Consider the following 15,218-nt stretch of genomic DNA (forward strand, 5'->3'; position numbering starts at 1 on the left):
CGATTTTTAGGCCGGCGGACGAACCCGAATCGAATCAGGTGATCGTCTCGATATGATAGCGATAGCCCTGCTCGGTCAGGAAGAGCTGGCGCTTATTGGAATAGTCCTGCTCGGTGGTGTCGCGGGTGACCACGCTATAGAAATGCGCGGTGTTATTGTCGGCTTTGGGCCGAAGCACTCGCCCGAGGCGCTGGGCTTCTTCCTGGCGGCTGCCGAAGGTGCCCGAGACCTGGATGGCGACGCTGGCGTCGGGCAGGTCGACCGCGAAGTTTGCGACCTTACTGACGACGAGCACCGGGACTTCGCCGCTGCGGAACTTCTTATAGAGCACGTCGCGCTCGGGCTGCGGCACGCGCCCGGTGATGATCGGGGCGCCGGTCAATTCTTTGATCTGGTCGAGCTGGTCCAGGTATTGGCCGATGACCAGGATCTGCTCGCCTTTGTGCTTCTCGAGCAGCATCTCGACGACCTCGAGCTTGGCCGGGTTGGTCGCGGCGAGCTTGTATTTCTCGCGCGGCTCGGACATCGCGTAGCTCAGGCGAAGCTCATTGTCGCGGAAGGGCACGCGCATCTCGATGCACTGAGCGGTGGCGATAAAGCCTTTCTTCTCGAGCACGCGCCACGGGACGTCGTATTTCTTGGGGCCGATGAGGCTAAAGACCTCATCTTCCTTGCCGTCCTCTCGCACCAGGGTGGCGGTGAGGCCAAGGCGCCGGCGGCTCTGCAGGTTGGCCACGGCGCGGAAGACCGGAGCCGGCAGAAGGTGAACCTCATCATAGACGATCAGGCCCCAATTCGCCTCGTTGAACAGGCCGAAATGCTTGAACTCGTCCTCTTTGCTGCGCCGGTACGTCAGGATCTGGTAGGTGGTCAGGGTGATCGGTTTGATCTCCTTATTCTCACCCGAGTACTCGCCGACCAGGTCGGGGTCGATATCGGTCTTGTCGATGATCTCGTTTCGCCACTGGCGAAGCGCGGTAATATTGGTGGTCAGGATGAGCGTCATCTCTTTGACGACGTCCATCGTGCCGATGGCCACAACCGTCTTGCCGGCGCCGCAGGGCAGCACGATGGCGCCGCTGCCGCCGCGCTCGGTGCCGCCAGCCCAGAAGGCGTCGACGGCTTCTTTTTGGTACCCGCGCAGGCCGAATTCTTTGCCTGCCAGGGTGGGCGAGCGTAGGTTGATGTCGATCGGGTCACCCTCGACATAGCCGGCGAGGTCCTCGATGGGGTAGCCGACCTGGATGAGGGCGTGCTTGACGAAACCGCGCTGATCCTTGGTCACGCGCACCCGGCCGTTCTTGACTTCGCCTTCGATAAAGGGCTCGACCTTCTTCTGGCGCACCACCTCGGCTAGCAGAAGGTGGTCCTCACTGATAAGCCAATGCTCGTCATCTTCGGCGATCAATTTGATGCGCCCGTAGCGGGACATAAAATCGTCGATGTCGAAGAGCAGGCTGTCGGGGACGTCATATTTGCTATATTCGGCGAGCTTTTCTTTGACCTGAGATGGGCTATAACCAAGGGCGGACGCGTTCCACAACGAGAGCGCGGACACCCGGTAGGTATGAATATGCTCGGGAGATTTCACGAGCTCCGCGAAGATCGAAAGAGCATCGCGTGCCTCTTCAAATTTTTCGTTGGCCGTCTCTAAGAGGACGGTTCGGTCCGACTGGACGATGAGCGGATTTGTGGGGTTATAGGACATCTATAAGAACCTTGTGAGCGTTTGGAGAGCAGATACTCTGGGTTGCAGGCCCAAAATGGGCACGTTTTACACGACAGTTTTTGTATTCATAATTTGACGGTGCGCGTTATTTAACAGCATCCAATGGCCCGCTCGAGTTCCAGCGGGCCGCACAAGCTAGGACGGTCTGTCCCGATGATCAACCCTCTCAAAGAAGTTGAAGTAAATCGTTTCGTGCTGCGCCACCCCAAGGTGCCCGAGGGGCTGCGGGGGCTGACGATCGCCCAGATTACCGATGTCCATTTGGGACGCTGGGTCAAGGCGCGTCATATGGCGCGGGTGGTCGACTATGTCAACGCGTCGGGCGCCGATTTGGTGGCCCTCACGGGCGATTATATCGGCTATCGAGCCGCGGATATTGACCCCTGTATTGAGACCTTAAGTCAGCTGAGCGCGCCCACCTACGCCGTGCTGGGAAATCACGACCATTGGGCGGATACTGAACGCTGCCTCAACGCGTTCGAGCGCTATAAGATTCCACTTCTAAATAATAGGAGTGTGGTCTTCGATTGGAAGGGCACCCCGATGACCATCGTCGGGGTGGACGACCACGTCACGCGCCACTCGGACGTCGACGCGGCGTTTGAGGACTATGAGGACGATAAATTCTGCCTCACCCTGAACCACGTGCCGGCCATCGCCGCGCCGTGCGCCGAGATGGGCGGCGACCTGATCCTGAGCGGGCATACCCACGGCTTTCAATTCAATATCGTCGGGGTCACCCATCGAATCGCAGAACGCATGGGGACCAAATATTATGCCGGCCCCTACCGCCTGGGCGACAGCTACCTCTATATTAGCCGCGGGCTGGGGTCGGCCTCCTGGCCCTGGCGGGTGCGCGCCGAGCCGGAGTTGACCTTCTTCGAGCTGATGCCCAGCCCCAAGGTCCACCTGGAGCTGGTGTCCAGCGAGCCCTTCCGCATGGAGCTCTGACGCGAATTTTCGCGCCGCGTCCTCAGGGTAGCGGCGGCAAAAAGCTCCAGCGCGTCAGCGAATACGCCCTCCAGCGCTCCGAGCGCAGGTCGCGGTAGGTGAACTCCTCGAAGACAAAGTCCGGGGCCGAGCGCACGCCGATCATGGTCATGTAGATGCGGCTCGTATTCCAGGGGTTGGGGCGTTGCTCCTCGGGCAAGAACGAGAAGTCGGGGAAGTCGGGCAGCCGGATCGTATGTTGGTCGCCCGGGATGACCAACTCCCAGAAGGGCAGCCCGTCGTCGTTGACGAATTGCACCGAATAGAAGTCGGCGTAGTGCGGGCCGTCGACCTGAAAGACCACCGTATTATTGACGATATTTCCGCCCACCACCGGTGACACCGGCTCGGGCACGTCGAGCAGCGGGGGCATGACGATGATATGTTCCAGGGTGCTCACGCCGTCGAGCATGGACTGAGTCGACGGCGAGTATTGCCCGGTGAAGCTGCCGCCGACCAGGCTATAGCGCAAATCCTGGAGCACGCCGGTCGCCTCGGGTTGGGCGGGCACCTCGACGATATCCGCGAAGCCGCGGCCCATAATCGGGGCGGTGAAGACCCCGTCGATGCCGAAATCCCAGTGGATCTGGACGAGGTTCGTGTCGGGGCCCTGGGGCGAGTAGACCGGGTTGACCAGCTTGACCCGCGCGACCTGGTCGAGCGGGATATCGCAGACAAGATCGACCTCGTAGGTCTCCTGATCGTTGACGACCATATAGCGCTCGATCCCCATAAATTGCGGGGTGAAGACGTCGGTCGTCTCATTATAAACGCCGCAGAGCGCGACGGTCGCCAGGTCACCGGTGCGCGACACAATATCGTAGCGCCCCGAGCCCATCACGGTCGCGCCCGGGCCGGGGTTGAGCCGGCCGCCGCCGCGCGCGCTGCGCGTGGTGCCGACCACGGCCATATCGTAGGTGTGTTGGTCGTCGGGGTTGGCGAGTTTTCCCTGAATGAGGACTTCGCCGCGGATGCGCGCCGAGGGAATGGGCGGGCCGGGGGTGCCGCCGCCGCCTTCACCGTCCGGGTCGAGCACCAGATAGGTCAAAAAGAGGGTGATATTCTCCGCGTCGATGGCGTGAATCGTGGCGCTGGAGAAGTCACGCGCCGTGGCGGTGACCGTCTGCGGGCCCAGCACATGCGGACCCGACAGGGTCAACTGACCGTTGGCGTCGGTGAACCCCTGGTATTGGGTGTCGCCGCGGGTCGACAGCATCACAAAGGCGTTGGGGATCGGGGTGCCGCCATCGGCGTAGACCGAGACGTTGACCGAGCCGGCGACTTCCTCGCCCGACGCGCCGCCGAAGCGATTTGCGGGGTTATAGAACTCGAAGGGGTAGGGGCCCGTGGCGCTGCGGATCGTCTCCTGGGAGTCGCCCGGGGCCGTAGAGCGCGCCTCGATGCGCAGTTCGGCCTCACCGGCGTCGTGCGGCGGTGTGTAGAGGCGCAGATTATTGCGGTCCACGCGCTGCACATCGGTGGCCTCGATATCGTCGAAATAGGCCCGGAGCTCGCCGTAGAATCCCTGGCCGCGCACCTCGACATAGGTATTGCCGGCGATGGCGCCGCGGATCGGGGTGAACCCCCAGATTTCGAGGGCCTGGGTATAATTAAAGGCGTCTTCGGCCACGCTGGCCACGCCCCCGCGCGATACACGCACGTCCACCAGGCCCGCGCCGTGCGCAGGCGATTGGGCGGTGATTTGGGTGTCGGAGTCAACCGTGAATGGGGCAGCGATGCCGCCAAACTCGACGCGCTCGGCGCCCGTAAATCCGCTCCCCAGAATCGTCACCGAAGTGCCGCCGGCTACCGGTCCCTCGCTCGGGCTCAGCGACGCGATCTCAAGGGCCTGCTGATACTCAAAGGCGTCGGTGAGCCGGCCGATTTCGCCGCCGGCGTTGCGCATCGTCACGTCGACGCGCCCCGCCGGAGCCGCGGGCGTTCGCACCCGCGCCCAACTATCGTCGCGGGCAATCACGGTGGCTTGATTCGCGCCGAAGTCAAACGCGACGCCCGCGCCGTTTAGCCCCACGCCGATAATCTCAACGTCGGTACCGCCCGAAGTCGGTCCGACGCTCGGGCGAATCGCGGCGATCTGCGCGGTGGCGTTGGCGGTGTAAAGATAGGCGTTCGTCGAGATCGCGTTGTCGTTGCTGGTCTGCGCGCTGACCGACACCAGGCCGGCGGCGTGCGCCGGCGTGCGCACGGTGGCGCTGCCGTTTCGGGCGTCGACCGACAACACCTGGGCGGACTCGCCGCCGAATAAAAAGCGCATGCCGGATTCAAAGCCGCTGCCTTTGAGGGTCACTGTCTGCCCGCCCCCGACGGGGCCGCTGGCCGGGCGAACCTCCGTAATGGCGAGCTCTTCATAATACTCGATGGCGTTGGCGGCGCGGGCCGATTCGGAGCGCGTCGTGAGCTGTAGATCCGCTTGGCCGGCGGGGCGCGGTGGGGTGAGCACGCGCAAAAGGCCCGAGTCAATATAGGTGATGCGACGGGCCGGGGTGCCCGAGAAGTTGACCGCCATATCGGGCGAGAACCCGCTGCCGCGCACCTCGACTTCGACACCGCCACGGGTCGGGATGCGCCGCGGCGTCACCCGCTCGACCGTGAGCCCCTCAACATATTCGTAGGCGTCGGGGAGCGCGCGGACTTCGCCGTCCGGCCCAATCGCCTTGACCGTGACGACGCGCGGCGAGTTGCTCGCGGGCACCCGCCCGAGCATCTGCGTGCGCGTCACCTCAACGGTCATCTCATGCTCGCCGAAAAACACGCGCGTCCCCGGCTCAAAGCCTGTGCCGACCACGCGCACCCGGTTGCCGCCCTGCATCGGGCCGGACGCCGGGAGCACCCGCTCAAGCGCGAATGGCTCCTCTTCGACGTCGCCGCCCAGGTCCCAATCCCAGCCCGGATCGGTGTCGCGGGGCTGGCGAGTGTCGCGCTCCTCGCGCACATCACTCGGGTCGTTGTTGGTGCGGGCATCCTCGCCCGCGTCCGCGCCCCGGGTGTCCGCCGGGGTCACGTCAGAATAGGTATCGCCGCCGTCGGTATTCTGGTCGTCCGAGCACGCGCCCAATGCCAAAAGGCAGAGCAAGAATAAGCTGATGAACGCACGTCGTTTTGACAGGTGAATCATTCGGCGTCTCCATTGCGTCAATCGGACCCAGGTCCGAAGTTGTTCAAAAGCCAGTCACTTGGACGGGGGGCCGGGCGTCCCAAAGTGTCGTGAGCTGCGCGCGTCGATACGAACAAAATAGCGGCGCTTGGTAACCTGAGCATACTAAGGGCGCGGTCACCATACAACAACCAGCGATGAGCGCCGGACCTTTCGGCGCTCTAAACCGAGGACATCATGGCCTCCGTTTGGGCGATAATTAAAAAGCGACTCCAATTGACGTGTTCGCCAAATATTCATATATTTCTAATATGATGAGAGTGTTCGTCAGGGTTGTCTGTGGCAACTTTAGTCGGCTGCCAAAGCCCAGGGGACCTCTTTTAATCACTTGGATGATGCGCTGTATCGCTTGAGCTGGGGTTTTACCGAAGCGGTCCGGTTCTCTTACTGCCTCTATTTATCGATGAATCGCTTATGACCAGCCAAATAAAAAACAGTTTAGCTCGCTGGCACCGCGACGAAGTCGGCGCGACATCCACAGAATATATCATTCTGTTGATCCTCATCGCCTGCTTCGTCATCGCGATTGTCAAGGTTTATGGCTCAACCGTGTCGGGCAAATTTAAGGTTGCGACCGACGGGGTAGATAAAGAGGTTACGTTCTGATTCTGCGCCGCATTGGCCGCAAAATTTTCTACAAATCTTCTGATAATTAATGCAGCAATAAGGGACCCAAAATGCTTCGGAAAACAAACCGACCCTCCTGGCTCATCATTTCAAGCGCTTTATTGCTTCTTAGTATGCCGCTGGCAGGTTGCGGCGAATCGGCTAAGATCGTGAACTCCAACTCGGCCTCCGAGTCTTCGGATACGCCGCCGGACGCGCTTAAAAACCTGGGCGATGAATATGTGGAGCGCGAGCAGAATATCGTGATGCCCTGGACGCATCAGGTCAGCGAAGAGTTGCTCGCCGAGCTCATCGTTGAGCCCGGCCGCATCATCGCGCCGCTTAGCCTGGACGCCGCTCAATTCGAGCACGGCGACGTGTTGGCGTCGGTGGTCGAGGACCAGGCGTTTTTGCGCAAGATCACCGGCGTTGAATACGCCGGCGATCAGGTCATTTATCAAACCCGCCAGGCTGCGATCACCGAAGCGGTCTATAAAGGCTCACTATCGTCGAGCCCGAGCTCCGATACGATGGGCGCAGACGGCGCGCTTGGCTCGCGCCAGCAAGGGCTGAGCAGTCAGGTCCCCGAGTATAATATCCAGGGCAGCAAGACGTTTAGCGAGTCGGTCAGCAAGACCTTCGGCGGCGTCACGATGGAAGCCGAGCCGAGCATCAATGTCAGCGCGCAGTTCTATTTTGACATGGAGATCGACGCGGATAACGACGTTCGCCGCACCGAATTCCAGGGCACCCAGACCTGTTCGGCCACCGCGGACTGCTTCCCCAACGCCGCGCGCGGCGCCAACCGCGCGGCCACCTGCAATCGCAGCAGTGGTCGCTGCGAATTCACCACGACCCGGTCCACCGGCTGGGGCTGGTTCTCCTCGGAAGGCGCCTCCTGCAACGACATCATCGCATCGCTTGATTTCGCCAATAACAATGCCGAGTGTCGCGCGCTCTACGACCAATATTACGCCGGAAATATCACCCTCGATGACCTGCTCGAAGACGGCAGCTCCTGGCACGATTGGGTCGTCGATGGGCGTACCTGCGAAGGGCACCTTCCGCCCCATCCGGTTCAGGTCGACTGGGCCAAAGACCATTGTAGCGGCACGCTTAAGCGCCTGGTCGTCGACGGCGAGGGCACGGTCGAGCCGAGCACCGGCGAGCTCAAGATTGGCGTCGAGCGCGGCTTTGATGAGACCTTCAACCTCTGGGACAAAAAGAAGCAGGTCGCCAGCAAGATGTTCTTCATCGGCTGGCTGCCCGTGCTGATCACCTCGAATGTCAGCGCCAAGCTTGACCTGACGCTCAAAGCGCGGGTCGACGCCCACGCGACCCTGGCGCCCATCTCGATCCAGGGCCTGCGCTTTGGCTCCGGGTTCCACTATTTCGCCAGCGCCGCGCACGACAATGGGCTGGGCGTCGAGCTGAGCAACGGTCAGTTCCGCGCGTTCTCCTCGCATCACCCCGAGGGCGCCAAATACGACGCGTTCCAGCCCAACCCCGAGCGCAACCCGAACCCCTCAATCGCCGGGTTGGACTTCACCGAGCAGACCTTCACCGCCTCGGCGCGTGGGACCGCGAGCGCGTCGATTAAGCTGGCGCCGCGCATCGACCTGATGCTCTACGGCGTGGCCGGACCTTATCTGGAGCCGTTCACTCCCTACGCCGAGATCAAGTTTGACGCCGGCGGACTCTGGTCGACCAACGGCACCAGCGAAACCTACGGCACCTGCACCGAGAGCGACACGGTTCGCAACCTCTGCGGTCGCATCGGCGCCCAGGGCAAGATGGGGCTCGACGCCACCACGATTTGCAGCAATTGCGATTGGGATATGGACCTCTATGACACCTGCTCCGACTATTGCCCGGAGAACCCCGAGACCATGTGCGCCAAGACCTGTCTGGGAGACGAACCCGAGACGCCTGGCCCGCTGAGCATCAAAGTCCTGTGGGCTGACGGCACCTCCGACCTCGACCTGTCGCTTTCGGCGCCGGTCTCGGTCAATTACCGCGCCTTTAGCGGACCGGTTCAGGGTTATCAGCACAGCGGTGATATCTGCCCGCGTGAGTCCAACCCCGACAACGCGCGCTGCACCGACGAGCCGGACGCCGATTTCGGCGCCTATCGCGAAGAGATCTTCGTCGAGGACGCCGCCGACGTGCTGCGAGGCGCTGGCAACGAGTATTCCATCAACGTCAAGACCTACACCGCAGGTTCGGGCTCGGCGACCTTTGACCTCATCGTCGAAGCCGACGGCGAGGAAGTCACCTCCTGGTCCAGTGAGTCGATGGCGGCCGACGGTCAATCGCGTAACTTCACCTTCGTGCTTCCCTAACGCATTCCACCGGCGCGGCGCTCGCCGCGCCGCTTTAGAGCCCTCTTAATCGGGCGCTCTCAGGACACAAAAAAGCGCCCCTCGAATCCATCCGAGGGGCGCTTTTTTGTGTGGGCGCGTTGCCGGTCAGGCGAGGCGATTATTTCGCGCGATCGTCGAGCTCCTCCAACGTCGCGAGCTCGCAGGCACCGCTTGAGGAGCAGGTGGCGTACCAGATGCACGCGCCGGGTTCGCAGGACTCACCGGGCAGGCGGGCGACCGCGCACTCATTGCTGCCATTACACACAAGACCTGCGGCGCAATCATCACTAAACTCACAGCTCGCCCCAACCCCTGGCTCGCCGACACAAATCGAGCCATTCGCATCGCGTTGGCAGGTCAGACCCTGGGCGCAGTAGAGGTCCGAGCAGTCTCCTCCCTCGCCGGGGAGCGGGGCGCAGGTGTCATTGGAATAGTCGCAGGCCAGGCCCGGCTTGCAATCTTCGTCCAGGAAGCACTCTGCCCCGGCATCACCGAGCGGCAGACAGGTTTGGTCGCAGAAGTATCCCTCCTCACACACCCGGCTGCAGGCCTCTCCGGCCCCTGGAATGGGCGCGCATTCGCCCGATTGCATATCGCAATACAGGCCTTCGGCGCAGGCAAAAGCGCCGCTGCAAAAGCTGCCGTTGGTGCCCAGGCTCGTGCACTCGCCCAAGGTCTGGTCGGTCGAGGTGTAGGCTGCCCCGTCGCAAAAGACGTCTTGTCCCGCGCAGTCATCCGGCGTCAGGCATTCCTGCGTGAGCGCCTGGCCCGGCGTCAGCACGCCCGAGCAGGCCGCGGTCTGCAAGACCCTGTCAAAGCGGTAGTCCTGCAGCGCCCCCGCCAGGTCCTGGCAGCTGCTGGTGGCGAGCGCGTCCACACACGCCGCGGCCTGCGTGTCCGAATAGGTCAACCGGCCAGCTTCGGCGCCCATCATCGCGCGGCGAGATGCCTCGAAGAGGCGATACGAGAGCTTCTCCTGGCACCCGAAGACATCCGAAAAGGCGAAGTCCATTTCGAGTTGGGCGCGGACCGAGTCGACCTCTGCGCCGCACTCATAGAGCTTGGCGCACACCGCATTGGACGCGTCGAAGCTATACTCGACCAGCGAGACGCTCTCTGTCGGGGTGACCGAGGTGTCTTCTTGCACGTCGGGGGGAGACAGCGTGTCTTCTTCTTCCTGCACATCGGGCGATGCCGTGTCCTGCGGGCTGAAGGTGTCCGCGTCGGGGCCGGTGGTGTCCGGCACCGGGTCGACCTTCGTCGTGCCCGTATCCCGGGTAGACCCGAGCAGCTTTGAGTTGTCACCACCACAGCCGGTCGGGAGCGCTAAAAAGCTCAGCGCAACAAGCCCCGCTGTATATCGCAAACTGTTGACAATCTTCATTTTACAAAGGTCCAATGTGGGTTAAAGGTAGCGAAAGCTCGTCATGAACTTATGTGATTATTCTGATTGAACTTGGCTTGACGATCAAGTCTCCGAGGCGCCCCCGAAAACGACCTCAGGCCCCGCGGCGGTCCAAAAACGACTTCTCGGGATGACGCAGGAAATAGTCCACGAGCGTCTGGATATAGGACGCCAAATGCGGGCAATAGATGCCGGTTTGGCCAAGCGCCGCCTGGGCCTGGCGGGAGTCATAGCGCGCCCCGTGGTTGAAATACGCCAGGGTCTCACGCGGCACCCCGGCGAGTTTTTCGACGTTGCGCCGGCTCAGCGCGGCGTCGACAAGCTCGTGGGGGACCGTGGCGACCGCGGGCGCGCGTCCCATGGCGGCGAGGATCGCCGCGATGACGTCGCGCGCCTGCATCGGATGGGCGTCGGCGATATGAAAGGTCTGCCCCGTGAGGCCGGCTTTAAGGCCCAGGTAGGCCATCGCGTCGGTCGCGAAATCGATCGGGATCAGGTTCACCAACGCCTCGCCGCGCCCCACATTGGGCATCGGGAGCCACTCGGGCATGCGGTGGAGCAGCTTAATCAGAAAATACGGGCCGTCGTATTTGTCGGTCTCACCGGTGCGCGAATCTCCCACGATGATGCCCGGGCGCAGGATGACCGTCGGGATCTGCTCCGCTCGCCGGCGCACCTCAACCTCGGCCCAGAACTTCGTGGTCTCATAGTGATTCTGGTGGCGCTGCCCCGCGTCGAGCTCGTCCTCATAGACCGTCCCTTCGCGCTCCCCCGACACATAGCAGGTCGACACATAATTGAGGCGTTTAAGCCCGCTTGCGCGCTCGCAGAAGTCCAGAATCTTCATCGTCCCGCCCACGTTGACCTGATAGGCCACGCGCTCGGGCACGGCGAGGTCGTAGATCGCGGCCAGGTGCCACACGCTGGTGACCGTGTCGAGCAGCGCCCGATGCTTCGCCTCGGCCATGCCCAGGTTCACCGCGGTGATGTCGCCTTCCACCAGCTCCCAACGCCCCTCAAACTCCGGGAGCATCTCCTCAAGCTCCGCCAGCGACCGCTCGGCCACCCCGCGCAGATGCCCCTGAATCAGCAGATAAAACCGCGCCCGGGGCTGCAGCAAAATAAGCCGGCGAAGCAGCTGCTTGGCCACAAACCCCGGGAACCCGGTGACCAGCACATTTCCATCCACGAGGTTCGGGTCGAGCGCGTCCACCGCGCCGTCGATCTTCTCCAGAATATCCGATTGAGCCACGTCTATATTCATATCTGCAACCATTGGGTGCCGCCGCAAAAGTAGTGTTCACGCGGCGGCCCGAGGCCGGTAGCCCCGGGCCGCGCGGGCGCAACGTATTTTACATGGTGGGGTGGGTCAATATGGGAGGTGGGTGGGGGCGGGGCGAGCCGGTCATTGGAGCAAGAGCATCCTGCTCTTGTCGCCGCGACGCGGCGAAACCGAGGCAGCGGTGACTCCCAAATATTCATCGTGCGTTTCCATTCCTAAACGATCATTTAACGATAATTTAACACGAACCGACCTTGCGACGCCGAACGCGTGGGTATAGCCTTCGTTTTGAAGTCAATCGCGCCTGCGGGGTGCCACTAGGTTTTTTGTGTGTTTTTTGATCGTCGATGCGATCGGGAGCGTTTGTGTGGCTATGGAGCAAAGAAATCATGTCTCACCCCGAAATGCACCAAGAAGAACTCGATCGTTACGGGAAAACGTGACCGCTATTCACCGTCCAGCCTTTAAGGCGAAAACCCCGATCCGCCCCACCGACCTCATCTCCCAAGCGCCGCTGGCCGGCTTCGATACCGAGACCGACGGCCTCTATATCGAGCGCGGCGCGCGGATTCGGGAGTTCGCCCTGGTGGACCAAGGCGGGCTTCGGCTGGGCTGGAGCGGCTTGGGGGATGCAAACGCAACGCTTACCTCCGAGCTGCTTGGACGGCTAATGAACAGCTTCGAGGGAACCATTCTCGTTGGGCATAATTTAAGCTTTGACCTGAAGTTCTTAGCCGCCGAGGCCGACCGGCTCGGGCAGTTCTGCCCACCCCTCTATTGCATCGATACACTCGGACTTAGTCGCAAATACCTGGCTAATATGCTCGACAATTTCGAGCTGGCTCGGGTCGCCAGGCATCTGCAGCTCGCGTTGCCCGACGCGCTCCACCGTGCCGAGCCCGACGCTCGACTAAGCCTGTCGGTATTCGAGAGTTTGTCGGAGCGTTTCGCACTCAAAACATTGGCCGATGCTAAGATGCGGCGATTCGCGCTTTAATTCTTTCATAGGAGATGACCCTTGAAGCTTCCTATAAACACATTTTGGGCGAAGACCGCGCGCGACGAAGATGGCCGCCTTGTTGGCTGGCACCCGCTTATGGCGCATTCGGCCGACGTGGCGGCGATGCTCGAGGCGTTGCTTGAGCACACAATATTGGGGCGTCGACTCGGGCATTTGCTTGGCCAAGAGCACCTCAGCCCGGCACAGACTGCTCGTCTTTGCGTGCTCGCTGCGCTTCATGATGTCGGCAAGGTCAATCACGGGTTTCAGGCGCGTGCGCTCGACAAAAAGGCCCCGCCTATCGGGCATGTCGCCCCGTTGATCAACTTTCTTCGGACCGATGACGCGATTCAGGGTGAGCTCGTTGAGGCGTTGGGGGTTCGAGAGATCGCCGGATGGTTTGGCGGCGAACAGGAGGTAATCGCGTTCCTGCTGGCCACCTGGGGGCACCACGGTCGCCCCGTTGAGCCGCAGCCGGGCTTTCGGGCGCATTTATGGCGTAAAAAGGATGCACAAAGCCCTGTTCAGGGCATCGAGGACCTGCGCCGAGCCACAGAGGCGTGGTTTCCGCAGGCTTTTGACGACGCTCCGGCGTTTCGCATGTCCTCCGAATTCTTGCACGCCTACAACGGCGTGCTGACCCTGGCCGACTGGATGGGCTCGGACGAGCAGGTTTTCTGTTGGCGCGACGACGAGTCTAATCGCATTGAATTCGCGCGCGAGCAGGCCCGCCAGGCGCTGCAAAAGATGGGGCTTAATCCAGCACGTGCCCGCGCGTCGCTCGGCGAGAAAACGCCTGAATTCGCGGCGGTCAGTCCATTTCCACCCTACGAGATTCAACGGGTTTGCGCCGAGTTGCCCATTCACCAAAACGGTAGCCTGACGGTGCTCGAGTCCGACACCGGTTCGGGTAAAACTGAGGCCGCGATCGCCCGCTTTATCCGGCTCTTTCACGCCGGCGAGGTCGACGGCATGTATTTCGCGTTGCCGACGCGTACGGCGGCGACTCAGCTTTATCGGCGTGTGGTCGAGACCCTTGAGCGCGCGTTTCCAGACCCAGAGATACGCCCGCCCGCGGTGTTGGCGGTGCCGGGATATTTGGAGGTCGACGGCACCCAGGCGGTGCAACGGCTGCCGCATTTTCGGGTCCTATGGCCTGATCAGAGCCGTCACAGATGGCGCGGCTGGGCGGCCGAGCAGCCCAAACGCTATCTGGCGGGGGCGGTCGCAGTGGGGACCATCGACCAGGCGCTCTTATCGGGGCTTAAGGTTGGCCACGCGCACCTGCGCGCCTCGGCGCTTCTGCGCCACCTCTTGGTGGTCGATGAGGTCCACGCCTCCGATACCTATATGACCCGACTGCTCGAAACGGTGCTCGATCATCATCTGAACGCCGGCGGCCACGCGCTGTTGATGTCGGCTACGCTGGGAAGCGCCACGCGTACTCGGCTCGTGACGCGGGGGCGCCAACAGCCGCCTGGGTTAGAGGAGGCCGCCCAGGAGCCTTATCCGCTCCTGACTCACGTCGACGGCCGGCGGCGTGAGCCGGTCCAACTCCACGCGCCTTCCTCGGATTATTCCAAGACGGTTCAAATCGACGGCCAGCAGCTCGCCGAGCACCCCGCCGAGATTGCCCGCGTCGCCGTGGCGGCGGCTAAAAAAGGTGCGCGGGTGCTCATTATCCGCAATACCGTCGCGACCTGTCGGCAGGTGCAGTTGGCCCTGGAGGATGAGGTCGGCTCGGCGCGCGAACTACTTTTCGATGTGGGCGGCGTCCCCGCTCCCCATCATTCCCGCTTCGCGGGCGTCGATCGCGTCGCGCTCGACCAGGCCATTGAGGCCAATTTTGGAAAGGACACCGCGCGCGCCGGATGTGTGGCCGTCGCTACCCAGACCGTCGAGCAGAGCCTTGATATCGACGCGGACCTTCTGCTCAGCGATTTATGCCCGGTCGACGTGCTCCTGCAACGAATCGGTCGGCTGCACCGCCACGACAGGCGCGCGCGTCCGGGCGGTTTTAGCGCGCCAAAATTGGTCGTGCTTCTCCCCGATGAGCGCGACCTCGGCGCGTTTATTCAGGAGTCCGGGCAGGGGCGCGGCCCCTGCGGGCTGGGCACCGTCTACAGTGATATGCGCATGCTCGAGGCGACCTGGCGGTTGATTGAGCAAAAATCCACCTGGACTATCCCAGCGATGAATCGCGAGTTGGTCGAGCGCGCTACGCACCCGGAGGGGCTGGCTGAAATAGTTTCAGATTTGGGTGGCGCTTGGGTTTCTCATGCGATATGTATGGGCGGAACAGAATTCGCAGACAGGGCCCTGGCCGACCTAAACCTAATTGATCGCACGATTCTTTATGGTGATTCGGACTCTTTATTCTCGAGCGATCTCGACGAGCGCATCAAGACGCGTCTGGGCGAGGGCGATCGGCGAGTGCGCATTGAAGATGCGGTGATTGGGCCTTTTGGCGAGGCGACCCGAGAGCTTACGCTGCCGGCTTTTATGGCCAATCATGCGGCTGATGACTCCAATGAACAACCGGAGGAATTCGCCACCGAGATTCGCGTCGAGGACGACGCCTTGTATTTTGACTTCGCCGGCCAAAGCTATCGCTACGACCGGTTGGGCATCCAACTTCATCAACAATAACGACGCATGGCGGGGAATT

At 62.0% G+C, this 15,218-nt stretch carries 9 protein-coding genes; 5 read left to right on the top strand and 4 right to left on the bottom strand.

Annotation, left to right across the window (positions count from 1 at the left end; all coding sequences use genetic code 11):
* Nucleotides 1–34: 34 nt before the first annotated feature.
* On the bottom strand, nt 35–1,708 hold the full coding sequence (locus DN745_RS02350; RefSeq protein WP_111331821.1) for a DNA repair helicase XPB: 1,674 nt from the start codon (nt 1,706–1,708) through the stop codon (nt 35–37).
* Nucleotides 1,709–1,882: 174 nt separating this feature from the next.
* Here DN745_RS02350 and DN745_RS02355 point away from each other — a divergent pair, with 174 nt between their 5' ends.
* Nucleotides 1,883–2,680 carry a metallophosphoesterase gene (locus tag DN745_RS02355; RefSeq protein ID WP_162687402.1) on the top strand — a complete coding sequence of 266 codons (798 nt, stop codon included), beginning with the start codon at nt 1,883–1,885 and terminating at the stop codon, nt 2,678–2,680.
* Between the two features lie 22 nt (nt 2,681–2,702).
* On the opposite strand, the gene DN745_RS02360 is transcribed toward DN745_RS02355, so the two are convergent.
* Nucleotides 2,703–5,855: an IPT/TIG domain-containing protein gene (locus DN745_RS02360; protein ID WP_111331825.1), complete on the bottom strand. Its 3,153-nt coding sequence runs from the start codon at nt 5,853–5,855 to the stop codon at nt 2,703–2,705.
* 453 nt (nt 5,856–6,308) lie between these two features.
* Here DN745_RS02360 and DN745_RS02365 point away from each other — a divergent pair, with 453 nt between their 5' ends.
* Nucleotides 6,309–6,500: a Flp family type IVb pilin gene (locus tag DN745_RS02365; RefSeq protein ID WP_111331827.1), complete on the top strand. Its 192-nt coding sequence runs from the start codon at nt 6,309–6,311 to the stop codon at nt 6,498–6,500.
* Between the two features lie 71 nt (nt 6,501–6,571).
* Entirely contained in the window at nt 6,572–8,842 is a 2,271-nt protein-coding gene (locus tag DN745_RS02370; protein ID WP_133621712.1) for a hypothetical protein, read from the top strand.
* A gap of 139 nt (nt 8,843–8,981) precedes the next feature.
* Here DN745_RS02370 and DN745_RS02375 read toward each other — a convergent pair whose 3' ends face one another.
* Both DN745_RS02375 and DN745_RS02380 read right to left on the bottom strand, forming a co-directional pair.
* The gene (locus DN745_RS02375; protein WP_111331830.1) at nt 8,982–10,247 is read right to left on the bottom strand and encodes a hypothetical protein; all 1,266 of its coding nucleotides are present in this window, start codon (nt 10,245–10,247) and stop codon (nt 8,982–8,984) included.
* Nucleotides 10,248–10,362: 115 nt separating this feature from the next.
* The gene (locus tag DN745_RS02380) at nt 10,363–11,532 is read right to left on the bottom strand and encodes an SDR family oxidoreductase (protein ID WP_162687403.1); all 1,170 of its coding nucleotides are present in this window, start codon (nt 11,530–11,532) and stop codon (nt 10,363–10,365) included.
* Nucleotides 11,533–11,923: 391 nt separating this feature from the next.
* Here DN745_RS02380 and DN745_RS02385 point away from each other — a divergent pair, with 391 nt between their 5' ends.
* Both DN745_RS02385 and cas3 read left to right on the top strand, forming a co-directional pair.
* Complete coding sequence (locus DN745_RS02385; protein ID WP_239497580.1) at nt 11,924–12,547, top strand: 3'-5' exonuclease; 624 nt, start codon at nt 11,924–11,926, stop codon at nt 12,545–12,547.
* 21 nt (nt 12,548–12,568) lie between these two features.
* Nucleotides 12,569–15,199, top strand: coding sequence for a CRISPR-associated helicase Cas3' (gene cas3 / locus DN745_RS02390; RefSeq protein ID WP_204355069.1), 2,631 nt, complete (start codon nt 12,569–12,571; stop codon nt 15,197–15,199).
* Nucleotides 15,200–15,218 lie beyond the last annotated feature (19 nt).

The sequence above is a fragment of the Bradymonas sediminis genome, from assembly GCF_003258315.1.
In the GTDB taxonomy this organism is placed as follows: Bacteria; Myxococcota_A; Bradymonadia; order Bradymonadales; family Bradymonadaceae; genus Bradymonas; species Bradymonas sediminis.

Excerpts from the sequence above, each read along its gene's own strand:
- DN745_RS02350 (WP_111331821.1), bottom strand. The coding sequence starts at position 1,708 with ATGTCCTATAACCCCACAAATCCGCTCATCGTCCAGTCGGACCGAACC.
- DN745_RS02355 (WP_162687402.1), top strand. The coding sequence starts at position 1,883 with ATGATCAACCCTCTCAAAGAAGTTGAAGTAAATCGTTTCGTGCTGCGC.
- DN745_RS02360 (WP_111331825.1), bottom strand. The coding sequence starts at position 5,855 with ATGATTCACCTGTCAAAACGACGTGCGTTCATCAGCTTATTCTTGCTC.
- DN745_RS02365 (WP_111331827.1), top strand. The coding sequence starts at position 6,309 with ATGACCAGCCAAATAAAAAACAGTTTAGCTCGCTGGCACCGCGACGAA.
- DN745_RS02370 (WP_133621712.1), top strand. The coding sequence starts at position 6,572 with ATGCTTCGGAAAACAAACCGACCCTCCTGGCTCATCATTTCAAGCGCT.
- DN745_RS02375 (WP_111331830.1), bottom strand. The coding sequence starts at position 10,247 with ATGAAGATTGTCAACAGTTTGCGATATACAGCGGGGCTTGTTGCGCTG.
- DN745_RS02380 (WP_162687403.1), bottom strand. The coding sequence starts at position 11,532 with ATGAATATAGACGTGGCTCAATCGGATATTCTGGAGAAGATCGACGGC.
- DN745_RS02385 (WP_239497580.1), top strand. The coding sequence starts at position 11,924 with ATGGAGCAAAGAAATCATGTCTCACCCCGAAATGCACCAAGAAGAACT.